Origin of the sequence: Streptomyces sp. 2A115 (assembly GCF_052245575.1) — a bacterium.
GTDB lineage: Bacteria > Actinomycetota > Actinomycetes > Streptomycetales > Streptomycetaceae > Streptomyces.
The window spans coordinates 28,428-43,074 of the sequence record NZ_JBQQCG010000005.1 but is presented as its reverse complement, the minus strand read 5'-3'; the positions used below and the strand labels follow the sequence as shown (position 1 = coordinate 43,074).

At 70.3% G+C, this 14,647-nt stretch carries 12 protein-coding genes and 1 pseudogene; 7 read left to right on the top strand and 6 right to left on the bottom strand.

Annotated elements, in window-relative coordinates; genetic code table 11:
• Positions 1 to 13: 13 nt before the first annotated feature.
• Positions 14 to 622: a nucleoside deaminase gene (locus ACTWQR_RS06300; protein ID WP_443225902.1), complete on the top strand. Its 609-nt coding sequence runs from the start codon at positions 14 to 16 to the stop codon at positions 620 to 622.
• 29 nt (positions 623 to 651) lie between these two features.
• Complete coding sequence (locus ACTWQR_RS06295; RefSeq protein WP_443226092.1) at positions 652 to 1,578, top strand: sugar phosphate isomerase/epimerase family protein; 927 nt, start codon at positions 652 to 654, stop codon at positions 1,576 to 1,578.
• A 134-nt stretch (positions 1,579 to 1,712) separates the two neighbouring features.
• On the opposite strand, the gene ACTWQR_RS06290 is transcribed toward ACTWQR_RS06295, so the two are convergent.
• Positions 1,713 to 2,723 carry a helix-turn-helix transcriptional regulator gene (locus ACTWQR_RS06290; RefSeq protein WP_443225901.1) on the bottom strand — a complete coding sequence of 337 codons (1,011 nt, stop codon included), beginning with the start codon at positions 2,721 to 2,723 and terminating at the stop codon, positions 1,713 to 1,715.
• 165 nt (positions 2,724 to 2,888) lie between these two features.
• On the opposite strand from ACTWQR_RS06290, the gene ACTWQR_RS06285 reads away from it, so the two are divergent.
• Both ACTWQR_RS06285 and ACTWQR_RS06280 read left to right on the top strand, forming a co-directional pair.
• Complete coding sequence (locus ACTWQR_RS06285) at positions 2,889 to 3,311, top strand: VOC family protein (protein ID WP_443225900.1); 423 nt, start codon at positions 2,889 to 2,891, stop codon at positions 3,309 to 3,311.
• Between the two features lie 447 nt (positions 3,312 to 3,758).
• A complete protein-coding gene (locus ACTWQR_RS06280) occupies positions 3,759 to 4,712 on the top strand; it encodes a hypothetical protein (RefSeq protein ID WP_443225899.1) in 954 nt (317 codons plus the stop codon).
• 191 nt (positions 4,713 to 4,903) lie between these two features.
• On the opposite strand, the gene pgm is transcribed toward ACTWQR_RS06280, so the two are convergent.
• Entirely contained in the window at positions 4,904 to 6,544 is a 1,641-nt protein-coding gene (gene pgm, locus ACTWQR_RS06275) for a phosphoglucomutase (alpha-D-glucose-1,6-bisphosphate-dependent) (protein WP_443225898.1), read from the bottom strand.
• A 111-nt stretch (positions 6,545 to 6,655) separates the two neighbouring features.
• Here pgm and ACTWQR_RS06270 point away from each other — a divergent pair, with 111 nt between their 5' ends.
• Both ACTWQR_RS06270 and ACTWQR_RS06265 read left to right on the top strand, forming a co-directional pair.
• Complete coding sequence (locus ACTWQR_RS06270; RefSeq protein WP_443225897.1) at positions 6,656 to 7,333, top strand: class I SAM-dependent methyltransferase; 678 nt, start codon at positions 6,656 to 6,658, stop codon at positions 7,331 to 7,333.
• A 15-nt stretch (positions 7,334 to 7,348) separates the two neighbouring features.
• A pseudogene (locus tag ACTWQR_RS06265) lies at positions 7,349 to 7,599 on the top strand (RNA polymerase subunit sigma-24); the annotation flags it as partial.
• 180 nt (positions 7,600 to 7,779) lie between these two features.
• On the opposite strand, the gene ACTWQR_RS06260 reads toward ACTWQR_RS06265, so the two are convergent.
• Positions 7,780 to 8,736, bottom strand: coding sequence for a sugar phosphate isomerase/epimerase family protein (locus ACTWQR_RS06260; RefSeq protein WP_443225896.1), 957 nt, complete (start codon positions 8,734 to 8,736; stop codon positions 7,780 to 7,782).
• Positions 8,733 to 9,827: a Gfo/Idh/MocA family protein gene (locus ACTWQR_RS06255; protein ID WP_443225895.1), complete on the bottom strand. Its 1,095-nt coding sequence runs from the start codon at positions 9,825 to 9,827 to the stop codon at positions 8,733 to 8,735. The genes ACTWQR_RS06260 and ACTWQR_RS06255 overlap by 4 nt, the downstream gene beginning before the upstream one ends.
• 178 nt (positions 9,828 to 10,005) lie before the next feature.
• On the opposite strand from ACTWQR_RS06255, the gene ACTWQR_RS06250 reads away from it, so the two are divergent.
• Positions 10,006 to 10,800 carry an alpha/beta fold hydrolase gene (locus ACTWQR_RS06250; protein ID WP_443226091.1) on the top strand — a complete coding sequence of 265 codons (795 nt, stop codon included), beginning with the start codon at positions 10,006 to 10,008 and terminating at the stop codon, positions 10,798 to 10,800.
• Here the strand turns inward: ACTWQR_RS06250 and ACTWQR_RS06245 are convergent.
• Both ACTWQR_RS06245 and ACTWQR_RS06240 read right to left on the bottom strand, forming a co-directional pair.
• Complete coding sequence (locus ACTWQR_RS06245; RefSeq protein ID WP_443225894.1) at positions 10,772 to 12,325, bottom strand: AMP-binding protein; 1,554 nt, start codon at positions 12,323 to 12,325, stop codon at positions 10,772 to 10,774. The genes ACTWQR_RS06250 and ACTWQR_RS06245 overlap by 29 nt on opposite strands.
• Positions 12,322 to 14,640, bottom strand: coding sequence for a CoA transferase (locus ACTWQR_RS06240; protein ID WP_443225893.1), 2,319 nt, complete (start codon positions 14,638 to 14,640; stop codon positions 12,322 to 12,324). The genes ACTWQR_RS06245 and ACTWQR_RS06240 overlap by 4 nt, the downstream gene beginning before the upstream one ends.
• Positions 14,641 to 14,647 lie beyond the last annotated feature (7 nt).

The following is a 14,647-nucleotide window of genomic DNA, read 5'->3' as shown; positions in this document are numbered from 1 at the left end:
AGGAAGGTCGACCGTGATCGACATCGCGAAGGAGTACCGCGTGGCGCTGCCGGCGTGGATCGACGACGAGTTGGCCGCCGTGCCCGCCGTCATCCCCGACCGCGAGGATCGCATGCGCCTCGTGCACCGCCTCGCCGATCGCAACTGGCGTGAGGGCAACGGCGGTCCGTTCGCGGCACTCGTCGCCGAGCAGGGCACGGGCAGGATCGTCTCGGTCGGCGTGAACGTCGTGCTCGGCTCCGGTGTGTCGAGCGCCCATGCCGAGGTCGTCGCGCTCGGACTGGCCCAGACGGCGGCCGGCGGCTGGGACCTCGGCGGCGATGGGATGCCGGCGCACGAGCTGGTCGTGAACTGGCGTCCGTGCATTCAGTGTTACGGCGCGGCGATGTGGTCCGGGGTGCGCGGTCTCGTGGTCGCCGGTGAGGGCCCGGAACTCGAGGAGATCACCACGTTCGACGAGGGCCCGCTCGGCACGGACTGGGCCGAGCAGTTCGAGGCACGCGGCATCGAGGTCGTACAGGACGTACTCCGGGACGAGGCGCTTGCCGTGTTCCGCAGTTACCGGGAGGCCGTCGACGCCGACGGCCTCGTCGTCTACAACGCCCGCGGAGGTGCCGAATGACACCCTCGATCCGCCCGGAGACAGACATCGTGGCACCACGTTTCGCGACCGACATCGTCACCTTCTACCACCCGGGTTTCTGGGGTCTCGACTCCGCCGACGCCGTTCGTGACTGGGCCGTCAAGAACCCTGAGCGTTTCTGGGAGCGGGTGATGGACGCGCTGGCCGATGCCGGTGTCACCGGCATCGAGCTGACCTTCGCGCCCGGCGACATCGACTCGGCGCTGCGAGCCTTCGGCGACGCACCGTCGTTCCGCCGCGAGTTGGCGGCCCGGGGCCTGTCCGTCGTGAGCGCCTTCATCGCCGCGAGCGAATACCCCGACTGGCGGCACAGCGAGAACCTGTCAGCGATCGTCGCCGACGCCGAGCGACGCGCGGCTTTCCTCGCCGACGTGGGGGCGGAAATTCTCGTCGCCGGACTGCCGATGCGTGCGACGTTCGGGACGCGCCCGCCCTTCTTCGTCGATGCCGCGTACATGTCCCGGATGGCTGACATCGCCCACGTGGTCGGTGAGGCCGTCGCGCGGCACGGTGTGAAGCTCGCCTTCCACACGGAGTCCAACAGCACACTCTGGTACGAGAGGGACATCGACCTGTTCATGGCCCTGACCGATCCACGCTACGTGTCGCTGTGCCCCGACTCCTGCCACATCGCACTCGGCGGAGGCGACCCCGTCGCTGTCGCCCGTCGCCACTCCCAGCGCATCGCGCTGGCGCACTGGAAGGACGCGGTCAAGCCGATCGACGTCCAACTCACCATCGACGAAACGGTCTTCGCCCAGCAGCAGCCCTACATGACCGAACTGGGCACGGGCATCGTGGACTGGAGAGGATGGGCCGCCGCGATGTCACTCACCCCCGGCGCCGACACCGTGCTCATAGAGCTGGACGAGGCGGCTGATCCCGTTGCCGCGCTCCGGGCGGGAGTGGCCGTCGCGAAGGAGGCCAGAGCGTGACCGGAGTCGCCGCAGGCATCGAGATCGTGTTCGTTCAGAATGAGCGCTACTGGGCAGATGGGGGCTCTGTCCGTCACCGCTGAGCGCTCTTCTCGACGCCTGGTGTGAGCAGGGCCGGTCTGACGCGGTGTGCCTCAGCGCGAGGTTTCGGCGTCCGGGGGCGGGGCCGATCGGACCGTGCCTGCGGCGTTGGCGTAGCGCGCGGCGAGTTCGGCGAACGCACCGGTCAGCTGTGGTGGGCCGATGACTTGGATCTCGGTGTCGAAGCGGCCGATAGCGGCGGCAAGCCCGGTCCACGACCAGGAGCCGAGGGACAGGCGACAGCGGTCGGGGCCGAGTTCTTCGACGATTCCGTCCTGCGCGAAGGGGGCCACGGCCTGCGCGGGGAGGTTGAGGATGACTTCGCCGTGGCAGGGCCAGTCGGCTGTAGAGCCGTCAGTGCCCCGGAATCGGCCGGCGACGAACGCGGCTACGTCAGCGCCGGGGAGATCGCGTGCGGTGAAGCGCGGGCCGGTCGGGGTGCGCGGGCGTATGCGGTCGACGCGGAAGGTGCGCCAGTCGGCACGGTCGAGGTCCCAGGCGATCAGGTACCAGTGGCCGCGGCAGGTGACGAGGTGGTGGGGCTGTGTCCGGCGGGGTTGCTCGGCGAGGCCGGTGGCGTCGTGCCCGTAGTCGAAGCGCAGCTCCTCACGGGCGTGGATGACGCGGCTCACCTCCATGAGGAGCTGCGTGCCGACGAGGGAGGCGCTGCCGGTCTCGGGTGACTGGACGGCGGTGACCCGCAGCATGTCGATGCGCTGGCGCAGACGGGACGGCATGACCTGGCGAATGGTGGACAGGGCCCGTGCGGCGTCTTCGCCGATCGTGGGGCTGGTAGCCGCGGACTGCAGGGCGAGGGCCAGGGCGACGGCTTGGCCGTCGTCGAACAGGAGCGGGGGCAGTTGCGAGCCGGCATCCAGGCGGTAGCCGCCGGATGGCCCTTTGAAAGCGAGGATCGGGTAGCCCAGTTCCCGCAGGCGGTCGATGTCGCGGCGCACCGTGCGCGGAGTGATGTCGAGCCGCTCGGCGAGGTCGTCACCAGACCAGTCGCGATGCGTCTGAAGCAGCGAAAGCAGCGCGAGCAGCCGCGAGGACGTCTTCTGCATGCTCCCATTCTGCCCGCATTACAGGACACAGCCTGTCCGCTACTCGTGGAATGGTGAATATCAAGATCCGCCAGCGAGGCCATAGCCCCTGGCCACGAGGTTGCCGCCCGCAAGGCTCCATCGCCCCAGCGGCGCACCTCGCCGACCACGAGCAAGGAGAAAACCATGTCCGTCACGACCACCACCCACCTGAACTTCCAGGGCGACGCACGGGCGGCGCTGGACTACTACCAGTCCGTTTTCGGCGGGCGCATCGCCGCCGTCACGTACAAGGACATGGGCAACGCGCAGAACGAGAACGAGGCGGACTGGGTGGTGTGGGGCGAGGTGGCGGGCGACAACGGCTTCCACGTCATGGCCTACGACGTGCCCTCCCAGCTGCCCTGGGACCGGGGAAGCAACCCGTTCTTCGTCTCCGTGCGCGGTGACGACACAGACGAGGTCAGTGCCCTGTGGCACAGGCTGACAGAGGGCTCGACCGTGGTGCAGCCCCTGGGATCGTCGCAGTGGGCACCGCTTTACGGCATGCTCACCGACCGCTTCGGCGTGACTTGGGTCCTGGACGTGGCGGCCCCGTACAACGGCTGATCCACCGACGACTGATCCACATCCGACCGAGCAACAATCGGCCCGGGCCGCCATGCGCCGCGCGGCGGCCCGGCAGAAGCGAACCGGAAACTGGAAAGGGGGACAGGGGACCATGCGCATGCGACAGCTTGGGCGTACCGGCGTCGAGGTCGGCGAGGTCGACGAGGTCGACGAGGTCGACGAGACAGCAACCAACACCGGCCCTTGGCCCTGTTTCTCAACGACCGGGAGACCGAGCTGCCGGCAGACCGGATCAGCGACACCACCCGAACAGCCGACTACCGCCGCCTCAGACCGGCGACCTGCCCAATTGGCCGACCACCGGCCGACATAATGGTCAACTGCGAATCGTCACGGCCGTCCGACCAGTGGAGACCGAAGCGTCACTGGCCGTCCAGCGATCGAGGTCACACCGCCCTCCATCCGACCAGCAAGGAGCACCAGCCCGTGAAGGTCGAAATCCAGCCGGACGTACGTGACACCGCCGCCCAGCTCGGGGCCGACGTTCCCTACGCGCTGAAGGCCCTGGCCGGCCAGCTGACCGACGACCCTGACATGGGCCGGCCCTCTGGGCTGCCCGGCATCCTGAACGTGACGGTTGACGGCGACATGTTCGAGGACTGCCCCGACCTGTCCGTCGGGTACATCCGCGAGCTGGACCGGATCGAGATCCGGTTTCTGAGAGCGATCCCCTCCACCGAGCCCTCCACGGACGCCCATGACCGGGAGCGGGAGCAGGGCCGAGACCAGGACCAGCAAGCCGACCCCGCTACCGCCGCGGTCACCGTACGGGAGGTCGCCGATGCCTGGCGGCGCATCACCGGCTGGCTCCAGCACAACGCCCCCGATTCCTACGCCGCGCTCCGCCCCGGCGCCGGCCCCGCCGCCATCGCCGCCCTGGAAGGCGACCTCGGCATTCAGATACCCGTCGAGCTGCACGTCCTGTGGATGCTGACCGCGGGTGACGACGGGGCCAATGGCTGGGGATGCCTGCCGGGCAATGAGGCTCTGATGCCCCTGGACGCCGTGGCCGCCGCCTACCGAAGTTGGATGGACGCCCAGGCCCACGAGGACACCTTCAACGCCCGCCGCCCCGAATACGACCGGATCACCGTGTGGAAGGCAGCCTGGGTTCCGGTGGTCTCCTACGGCGCGGCTGACCGCACCTCAGGCCTGTACCTGGATGCCGCGACCGGCTACCTGGGCCGCTGGTCCCGCTACAACGAAGCCCCCGGCGAAGAACTCGACACGCTGGTCAGCTACCTGGAAGAGGCTGCCGACATGCTCGAAGCCCCGGCCCTGGCCACCCGGGACAAGCCCGGCCTGATCGGCGGGGCGCTGGTGTGGCGCAGCAGTATCGACGCCGTGCGGGAAGACCAGTGGCGGCCCTGGACCGGCTGACCACACGAGCTCGGGGATCCACCCTCCGATTTTGAGAGGACTTCCGCGAGGAGCGACCTGACGCGGTGGCACAGCGACGGGACAGCGACGGGGCGACACTCCCGCCTCTCTCAACTGACCATCGTGAGAGCCGGGGCGAGGGGCATCATGACTCGGCCGCCCGGTGGTTGGCGGTGTCTTTGACGGCCGGGTCAGGCGCCGAGCGCCGCGAGCACTACGGACCTGGCCTCCTCCTGGACCTGGCGCAGATGGTCCGGGCCCAGGAACGACTCCCCGTAGATCTTGTAGACGTCCTCGGTGCCCGAAGGGCGGGCCGCGAACCAGGCGTTGGCGGTGGCCACCTTGATGCCGCCGAGGGCGGCGCCGTTGCCGGGCGCCTCGGTGAGCACCGTGGTGACCGGCTCTCCGGCGAGGGTGTCGGCGGTGACCTGGCGCGGAGACAGCTTGGCGAGCAGGGCCTTCTCCTCGCGAGAGGCCGGGGCGTCGACACGCGCGTAGGCGGGGGCGCCGAAGCGGTCGGTGAGCTGGGCGTAGTGCTGCGACGGAGTCCTCCCCGTGACCGCCGTGATCTCGGAGGCGAGCAGGGCCAGGGTGATGCCGTCCTTGTCGGTGGTCCACACCGAGCCGTCCCGGCGCAGGAAGGACGCGCCCGCCGACTCCTCGCCGCCGAAGCCGAGCGTGCCGTCGGACAGGCCGTCCACGAACCACTTGAATCCGACGGGGACTTCGATCAGTGGGCGGCCGACGTCCGCCGCGACGCGGTCGATCATGCTGGACGACACCAGGGTCTTGCCGATCCCGGCGCCCGCGGGCCACTGCTCCCGGTGCGAGAACAGGTACGAGATCGCCACGGCCAGATAGTGGTTGGGGTTCATCAGGCCGCCGTCCGGTGTGACGATGCCGTGCCGGTCGGCGTCGGCGTCGTTGCCGGTGGCGATGTCGAACCGGTCTCGCCGCTCGATGAGCGACGCCATGGCGTACGGCGAGGAGCAGTCCATACGGATCTTGCCGTCCCAGTCCAGCGTCATGAACCGCCAGGTGGGGTCGGCGAGCGGGTTGACCACCGTCAGGTCGAGCCGGTGCTGTTCGGCGATCCGGCCCCAGTAGGCGACCGAGGCGCCACCGAGCGGGTCGGCGCCGATCCGCACACCGGCGGCCCGGATCGCATCCAGGTCCAGCACGTTCGGCAGGTCGGCCACATAGGTGCCGAGGAAGTCGTGGCGGCCGGTGCCCGGTGCGGCCAGGGCGCGGGTGTAGGGGATGCGCCGTACGTCCTTCAGGCCGCCGGTGATGATCTCGTTGGCGCGGTCCTGGATCCAGGAGGTCGCCTCGGAACCGGCGGGGCCGCCGTTCGGCGGGTTGTACTTGAAGCCTCCGTCGGCGGGCGGGTTGTGCGAAGGGGTGACCACCACGCCGTCGGCGAGGCCGGACGTGCGGTTCCGGTTGTGGGTGAGGATGGCGTGCGAGACCGCCGGGGTGGGCGTGTAGCCGTCGGCCTGGTCGATGAGGACGCTCACGTCGTTGGCGGCGAACACCTCCAGTGCCGTGATCCGCGCGGGCTCGGACAGGGCGTGGGTGTCGGCGCCGAGGAAGAGGGGACCGTCGGTGCCCTGGGCGGCGCGGTACTCGCAGATGGCCTGGCTGGTGGCCGCGATGTGGTCCTCGTTGAACGCCGCCGCGAGGGACGAGCCACGGTGTCCCGAGGTGCCGAACGCCACCCGCTGCCCCGGTTCGGCCGGGTCGGGGTGCAGCGCGTAGTACGCCGTGACCAGGCGGGCCACATCGATGAGGTCCTCGGGCCCGGCGGCCTGCCCCGCTCGCACATCCTGCATTCCCGCTCCTTCGCAAAGGTCGACCGTTGGTACGGCCCTCATTCTCCCCTGCCCCGCCCGCCGGGACGCGTACCGGGCGGCCGTTGTGGCCCGCGCCCGGCGGATGCGACGATGCGGGTCGGCGAACGAAAGGACACCGACGTGAGGCACGAGGACCAACGGCCGCCCGCTGCCGTGCTGTTCGACGCGCTGGGCTCCGACTACGAGAAGGCGTTCGCCCATGCCCCCGCGCACCTGTCCGCGCTGGACTGGCTGATCGAGCGGCTGCCGCCCGGCGCGCGGACGCTGGACGTGGGCAGCGGCACCGGGCGGCCCACCGCGGCCACGCTCATCGCGGCAGGGCACTCGGTGCTGGGCGTCGACGTCTCACCCGTCATGGTCGAACTCGCCGCTCGTCAGGTCCCCGAGGCCGAGTTCCGCTGCGCCGACATCCGGGATCTCCCGCTCGATGAGGACTCGTTCGACGGCGTCTGCGTGGTCTTCTCGCTGCTGCAGATGACCCGAGACGAGCAGTCGGCTCTGACGCGGCGCCTGGCCCTGGCCCTGAGGCCCGGCGGGCATCTGGTGCTGGCCACCGTGCCCGCGGACGTGGAGGACGCCGAACTGGTCTTCATGGGCCAGCCGGTCCGTGCGACGAGCTTCGCCGAGGAGGACTTCACCGCCATGGTGGGGGCGGCGGGACTGACGGTGCTGGCCCGGCACAGCGCCGTATTCACCCCGGACCACCCCAGCGCGGAGCCCGAGCCCCATCTCTTCCTGCACTGCCGCCGCGACCGGACCGGGCGCTGACACTCAGGCGATTTCCGGCTGCTCGCCTCGGTCTTCCCCCGGATGGCCCGGATCGACGTGACATGGCACCGCACGAGGTCGACGGACAGCCGGGCGCGATCTTCCGCGACCGGGACGGCGAGGTCCTCAACATCGTGGCGCTCGACGTACTCGACGGGCGGATCCAGACGATCCGCGCGGTGATCAACCCCGACAAGCTCGGGCACGTGGGCCCGGTAGCGGACGCCTGGACAATCCACCGCGACGTCTCGAGACAGGCACGTCGGTCCACGGAACAGCCGCAACAGCCGTCCGTACTCCTCGATCTCAGCGCACTCCTCGGCCCGACCGACGTGCCGTCCGATCCACCCCTCACCAGGTCAGCAACCCGCGGACTGCTGACACTGGCACTGGACACCGGCCGCCATCACGGCATCGAGGAAAAGCTCACACGCTCGGCGGCGTCGCTAGTTCTCATCGACGTTCCCGAGCCCCGCGTTCGCTGAGGACGCGATGAGGGGCCGCAGAGTGCGGTGGGCGATCTCCAGACCGGTCTTGACCTTGGCTTCGGTGCCACTCCACACCGGGTCCTCGTGCTCCACGGAGAGGGTGCCGGTGAACCCGTGCTCGTACAGGCCGTCGACGACGGCGTTCCAGTCGACCTGGCCCCGGCCCGGGACCCGGTAGCGCCACCAGCCGGTGTCCCACGGATCCTCACGCCGGACCGCCTTGCCGAACACCCCGTAGCGGTCGATGGCACCGGGCAGGATCTGCAGGTCCTTGGCCTGGGCGTGCACGATCCGCTCCGCATACGGGGCGATCGTCCGGACCGGATCGATCCCGATCCACGTCAGGTGCGAGGGATCCCAGTTGAGGTAGAGGCCGAGGGAGAACATCCACTCCCACAGCTCCGGCGAGTAGGCCAGGTTGCCCGGGTAACCGTCCGGGTGCCAGCCCTCCATCACACAGTTCTCGATCATGATCCGGACACCGCGCTCTCCCGCATAGTCCACCAGCTCGGGAAAGACCTTCCCGGCCTCGGCCAGGTTGTCCGCCACCGGCCGGGTCCAGTCACGGCCCACGAACGTGCCCACATACGGCACCTCCAACGCGGCCGCCGCCTCGATGACCTTCTTCAGGTGGGCGTGGATCTCCGCCCGGCGCCCGGCGTCGGGGTGCAGGTTGTTCTCGTAGTAGGCCAGCGCTGACAGCTGAAGGCCGTGGTGTGTCAACAACTCCCGGGTCTGGTCGGCCTGTCGGGGCCCGAAGGTGGTGACCGGCAGGTGCGCGGCTTCGAAATCACGGCCACCGGTGGCGGGCCAGGCCGCCACCTCCAGCGCCTCGTAACCGGCCGTGCTCGCCCAGGCGGCGATCTCGGCCAGGGAGAGCTGGGGCAGACAGGCGGTGAGCATGCCGAGTTTCATACGGAGGCCTCCACAACTACGGGGGTGTCATCGACGTCGGTCCAGGCCAGGGAGGCGGCGGAGCGCAGCACGGCCTCCACCAGCCGCGCCGCACGCACCCCGTCCGCCCCGGTGGGCAGCCCTTCCGGTACCCCGCCCTCGATCGCCGCATACGCATCGGCCACGAACGAGTGGAAGCAGTCGGCGTACCCCTGCGAATGCCCCGCCGGCAACCGCGACAACCGCCGCTGCTCGGGCGCTCCGTACTCCGGATCACGGACCAGCAACCGCGCGCCGTCCTGGGCGCCCAGCCAGACGGTCTCGGGGTTCTCCTGGTCGAAGACCGCACTGCCGCCGGCGCCGTCCAGCTCGAACCACAACCGGTTCTTGCGGCCCGCGGAGACCTGGGACACCGTCAACGTGCCTGGCACGCCGTCACCGGTGCGCAGCAGAACAGTGGCCACATCCTCGGTGGGCCGGGCCGCGAACGCGGTGCTCACTCGGGCGGTCAGCTCGGTGAACCGGACTCCCGCCACCCACTCCACCAGATCGCACCAGTGCGAGCCGATGTCCGCGAACGCCCGCGACGGCCCGCCCTCGGCCGGATCCACCCGCCACGACGTCGCCTCCTCGCCCAGCAGCCAGTCCTGCAGGTAGCTCCCATGCACCAGCTGCCACGCACCGAACTCACCGCGCAGTCGGCGGTCGCGGATCTCCCGTACGAGCGGGTGGTAGCGGTAGACGAACGGCACCGCCAACAACAGCCCGAACTCGTCGGCCAGCAGGGTCAGCCGCTCCGCGTCCGCCGCCGACGTCGCCAGCGGCTTCTCACAGATGACATGCTTGCCCGCTCGCAACGCCGCCTCGGCCTGCACGACATGCAGGGCATTCGGCGTGCAGACGTGTACCACCGAGACGCTGTCGTCGGCGAGCACCGACTCGAAGTCCGGGTAGTGCCCGGGCATCCCCCATTCCTTCGACGCCCGCGCACTGCGCTCGGGCGTCGAAGCCACCACCCCGGCCGGATCACCCCCCGCGGCACGGATCGCTCCTGCGTGGACGGCGCCGATCATCCCGGCCCCGACCACAACGGCCCGCAGGGAGCCATTCACTCGTACACCTCCGCGTCACTGCCGTACAGATTCACGAGGGAGCATGGCGCCGAAGAACGAGCCGGCCAAGGTGAGCGGTTCGGACAGCGGACCGGTCGGCTGGTGCCGGGTTCCGGCGGTGAGCACAGTGTTCGCCATCGCCGACGAAAGCAGGTCACATCATGAAGCAGGTCTCACCATGACGGACGGCCTTCTGCGCGGCTATGTGCCCAGCGCCTTCGGTCAGGTGCACTACGTCGAATGCGGTTCGGGCGAGGCTGTCCTGATGCTCCATCAGACGCCGCGCTCGTGGACCGAGTACCTCGACGTGCTGCCGCTGGTCGGAGCCGCGCACCGGGCGGTCGCCATGGACACCCTTGGTTTCGGTGCGTCCGCGAAGCCCGCGGGTCCGCATTCGATCGAGCGCTTCGCCGACGCCGCCGGTGCGTTGATCGAGGAGCTGGGACTGGAGCGCTTCCACCTCGTCGGGCATCACACGGGCGGTGTGATCGCGGTGGAACTCGCCGCCCGCTACCAGGGCCGCGTCTCCAGTCTGCTGCTCTCCGCGACGTCCTTCGTCGACGACGAGAAGCGGCGTGCGGCCGACCGCCGCAAGCCCGTCGACCATGTCGTCCCCCGGCCCGACGGCTCGCATCTGGTGGAGCTGTGGAACCGGCGCCGTGGCTTCTACCGGGACGGGGAGGAGGCCGCTCTCAATCGGTTCATGGTCGACGCCCTGACCGTCCTCGACCGGGTGGAGGAGGGGCACGAGGCGGTGCAGCGGTACGTGATGGAGGACCGTCTGGCCCACATCACGGCGCGGACGCTCGCCGTGTGCGCGGCCGGGGACCACTACTCCCTGCCCTCACTGGAGAAGTTCGCCGCGGCACTCGGCTGCGAGACGCGGGTCGTCCCCGGCGGTCACGTACCCCTGCCGGAGCAGCTGCCCAAGGAGTTCGCCGATGTCATCTCGGAGTGGGTGGCGGCGGACTGACTCCGGGGACGGGGAACTCGCGCTCTCGCTTCTCCTCGGCGGCGCGGTCCCAAGTGCGGGTCGTGACGCCCCGTTCGCGCAGGATCGCTTTGCGGATCTTGCCCGTCTCGGTGAGCGGGAGTTCCTCGACGGTTTCGATGTACCGGGGAACGGCGAAAGCGGGCAGCTCGTGCTCGCAGTGGAGTACCAGGTCGTAGGGATCGAGTGCGCGGCCCGGCCGCGGGACCACCGCCACCATGACCTCGTCCTCGGCGAGCTCCGAGGCCACCGGGAAGGCCGCGGCGTCGGCGACCGCGGGATGGGAGCGGATCGCCGACTCCACCTCGCGCGAGGAGATGTTCTCGCCACGGCGCCGGATGACGTCCTTGACGCGGTCGACGAAGCGGAACCAGCCGTCGGGTTCGCGGATCACGCGGTCGCCCGTACGTCTCCAGGAGTCGGGGGGCTCTTCCGGGTCTCCCAAGTAGCCGGTGGAGAAGGCGAATGCGTGATGGCTGCGTACGACGAGCTCGCCGGGCCTGCCGTCCGGGACAGGAGTGAGGTGTTCGTCGACCACGCGCGCGGAGAAGCCGTCGCGCAGGGTGCCGATGCGGCCGGGCCGCTGGGATGCGGGGGTCGATCCGATGACGAGGTTCGTCTCCGTGGAGCCGAACCCGTCGACGAGGGTGACGCCGAAGCGCTCGCGGAAGGGCTGCCACGCGGCGCCGGGGGTGGCCGGGGAGAGGCCGCGCCATGCCCGGTGCGCGCGGTCGTGGGGGCCCGGAGGCTGTGCCAGCAGCATGGGCACCATCGCGCCGAGCAGGTATACGGCGGTGGCGCCGGACTCGGCCACCCGGTTCCAGTACCGCGAGGCGGAGAAGCGTTCGCCGAGCGTGCAGCTCGCGCCGACGGCCATGGCTTGCGCGAGAGTGTTGAGGGCGTTGGTGTGGAACAGCGGTAGGCAGGTGTAGAGCACGTCGTCGGCGGTGAGACGCAGCGAGTCCGAGACGTTGCGGCCCCACCAGACGGTCTGGGCGTGGGGGCAGCGCACGCCTTTCGACGTCCCCGTGGTGCCGGAAGTGAACAGGACGAAGGCGGTGTCGTCCGGGCGTACCGGGGCCGGCGGGATGGCGCGGCGCTCCCCCGGCGCCGGAATGTCGTCCGCGCCCATCACCCACAGGGTCCCCCGATAACCGGCCTGGACGACCCGGTCCGCCAACTCGGCCTCCGTGAGCAGGAACCGGGGCTCCGACTCGCGCAGGACATGGCGGAGCCCGTGGCCACGCAGGCCCGTGTTGAGCGGTACCAGCACCGCGCCGAGCCAGGCACAACCGAGGATCAGGTCGACGAACTCGATCCGGTTGCCGGCCATGACGGCGACCCGGTCACCGGGGCGGCACCCGCGCGCCGCGAGCGCCCCCGCCATCTCGGCCGCCGCGCTACGGGACTGCCGGTACGTCCGTGTCACCTCCCCCACCCGCAGGAGGACCCGGTCTCCGAACTCCTCGGCGGCCGTGTCGAGGAGACCGGGAATGGTGCCGTTCACCGCAACACGCCGCTGTCGTGCAGGCGTTGGATCCGCTCCGCCGAGAACCCCGCCACCTCGCTCAGTACGGCGTCGGTGTCGGCGCCCAGTACGGGCGCGGGCTCGCGGACACCGCCGGGCGTGCGCGTGAGGCGGATCGGGACGCCCTCGTGGAGGAAGGCGCCCGCGACCGGGTGCTCCTTGCGAACGTAGAAGCCGCGCGCCCTCAACTGCGGGTCGTGTTCGACGAGTTCACGGCCGTCCTGTACGGCCCCGGCGGGGACACCGCGTGCCTGGAGCAGTTCGGCGGCGGCGTCGGCGGGCATCGTACGGGTCCATTCGCCCAGTACGCCGTCGATCAGGGCGCCCACGCGCCTGCGACCCTCTTCAGTACGGGTCCGCTCATCAGTGGCGAGCTCCGGACGGCCGATCACCTCGCACAGCGAGGCCCACTCGGTGTCGTCGCGCACGCTGACGGCCAGCCAGCGGTCGGCTCCCAGGCAACGGTAGACGCCCTGCGGGCTCCAGCTCGGGTGGGCGTTGCCGATCGGCTCCGCCTCTCGACCGCGGACGAGGCTGGTCCCCATGTGGGCGGTGATCGCCTCCAGTTGGGACAGGTCGATGTGCTGACCGCGACCCGTCTCGGCGCGGTGCTCCAGGGCGGCGACGGTGGCGAGCGCCGCGTGCAGGCCCGCGACGATGTCGCCGTGACCGTAGATCACTCCGACCACATCGTCCGGTCCCCAGCCGGTCAGGCCGGTCAGCCCCGCGCTCGCCGAGACGGTGTCGGCATAGGACACCCATCCGTTGCGCGGGCCGGTGTGCCCCATGCCGGACATGCTCACGTACACGATGCGCGGGTTGATCTCACGAAGCGCCTCATACCCCAGACCGAGCTTCTTCATGACCGTGGAGCTGAAGTTCTCCACGAGCACGTCGCAGTGGGCGATGAGGTCGCGGAGCACCTCCACGCCTTCCTCGGTCCGTGTGTCGAGCGCGATGCTTCGCTTGTTCCGGTTGACCTCGTTGAAGTAGCCGTTGGTGTTCGGGTCCGTGTGCGGGCCCCGGGACAGGTGCATGAAGGGCGCGAACCGGGTGGGGTCGGGCCGGCCCACGGACTCGACCTTGATCACTTCGGCGCCGTGGTCGGCGAGGACCTTGGTGCAGTACGGGCCGGCGAGCACCCAGGTCAGGTCCAGGACACGGACACCGTCCAGGGCGGGGCGTACCGAGTCCTGTGCGGTCGCGACCGGAGGGGGCGGACGATGCTCGTCGAGCAGGTTCCGGTCCGCGCCGAGACCCGGAACGGCCAGGTCCTGGATCCGGTGGCCTTCCGGGAACGCGAAGGGGAACCCGAGGTCGGTCCGCTCCCCCACCCTGGTGAAGAATCCCCTGGCGCTGAGCTGCGGGTTGTCCGGCAGTTCATGGGGCAGGTCGACGGCGGCCCAGGGCAGCTTCCTGGCCTGGGCCCGCTCCGCGAAGTCGGCCTTCGGCCATCCCCCGACAAAGTCCTGGACGACCTTGAACACATGCTCCTGGTGCTTCTTGCGCTCGACCGGGTCCTGCCACCGCGGTTCGCCGAGGTCGGCCTCCGCGCCCTCCTCGCGCAGCCAGTCGAGCAGCGCGTCCCACATTCGGGGACTGCCGCCGAGGCCTCCGCCCAGATAGCCGTCGGCGGCGCGGAACAGCCCGTGCGGCACCAGCGGATGAACCCGCCCGGGGCGCGGCGGGACCCGGTCCTCGTGGAGGTAGGCGAGGGTTCCGGCCTCCAGAGCGGCCGCCGCGCAGGCCTGCGCGGACACGTCGATGAGCTGTCCCGGGCCGCTACGCCTGGCCCGCACGCCGAGCAGGGCGGCGACCGCCGCGTTGACGCCCGCGAGTTGCTCCGCCTGGTTCTCCGGCAGCCGCAGTGGCGGACCGTCCGGGTCGCCCACCTGCGCGAGCATGCCGCCCAGCGCGGCCACCACGAGGTCGGTGCCCTGCCAGTCCGTTCGGGGGCCGACCAGGCCGAAGGGGGTGACGCGTACGTGTACGAGGTGATCGAGTCCCTCGGCGATCGCCTCCGCGCCGTCGGTGGTCCCGTCGAGCAGGATGTCGGCGCCTTCCAGGAGGTGGCGCAGGCCGGCGGCTCCGTCCGGCGTGGCGGCATCGACGGTCACCGACCGCTTTCCGGCATGCCAGTGGACGAACGCGTCACCGTCGAGCTCGCGCCGGGTCTCGTCGCCTTCCGGGGGCTCGACCAACACCACTTCGAAGCCGAGTCCGACCAGCAGCCTGCCGGCGAACCGGGCGAAGGGGCTGGACAGTTCCACGACTCGCAGAGCCGACTCGCTCAAGTCTCCT

Coding starts and splice junctions, on each gene's coding strand:
- ACTWQR_RS06290 (WP_443225901.1), bottom strand. CDS start 2,723: ATGCAGAAGACGTCCTCGCGGCTGCTCGCGCTGCTTTCGCTGCTTCAG.
- ACTWQR_RS06285 (WP_443225900.1), top strand. CDS start 2,889: ATGTCCGTCACGACCACCACCCACCTGAACTTCCAGGGCGACGCACGG.
- pgm (WP_443225898.1), bottom strand. CDS start 6,544: ATGCAGGATGTGCGAGCGGGGCAGGCCGCCGGGCCCGAGGACCTCATC.
- ACTWQR_RS06270 (WP_443225897.1), top strand. CDS start 6,656: ATGCGGGTCGGCGAACGAAAGGACACCGACGTGAGGCACGAGGACCAA.
- ACTWQR_RS06260 (WP_443225896.1), bottom strand. CDS start 8,736: ATGAAACTCGGCATGCTCACCGCCTGTCTGCCCCAGCTCTCCCTGGCC.
- ACTWQR_RS06250 (WP_443226091.1), top strand. CDS start 10,006: ATGACGGACGGCCTTCTGCGCGGCTATGTGCCCAGCGCCTTCGGTCAG.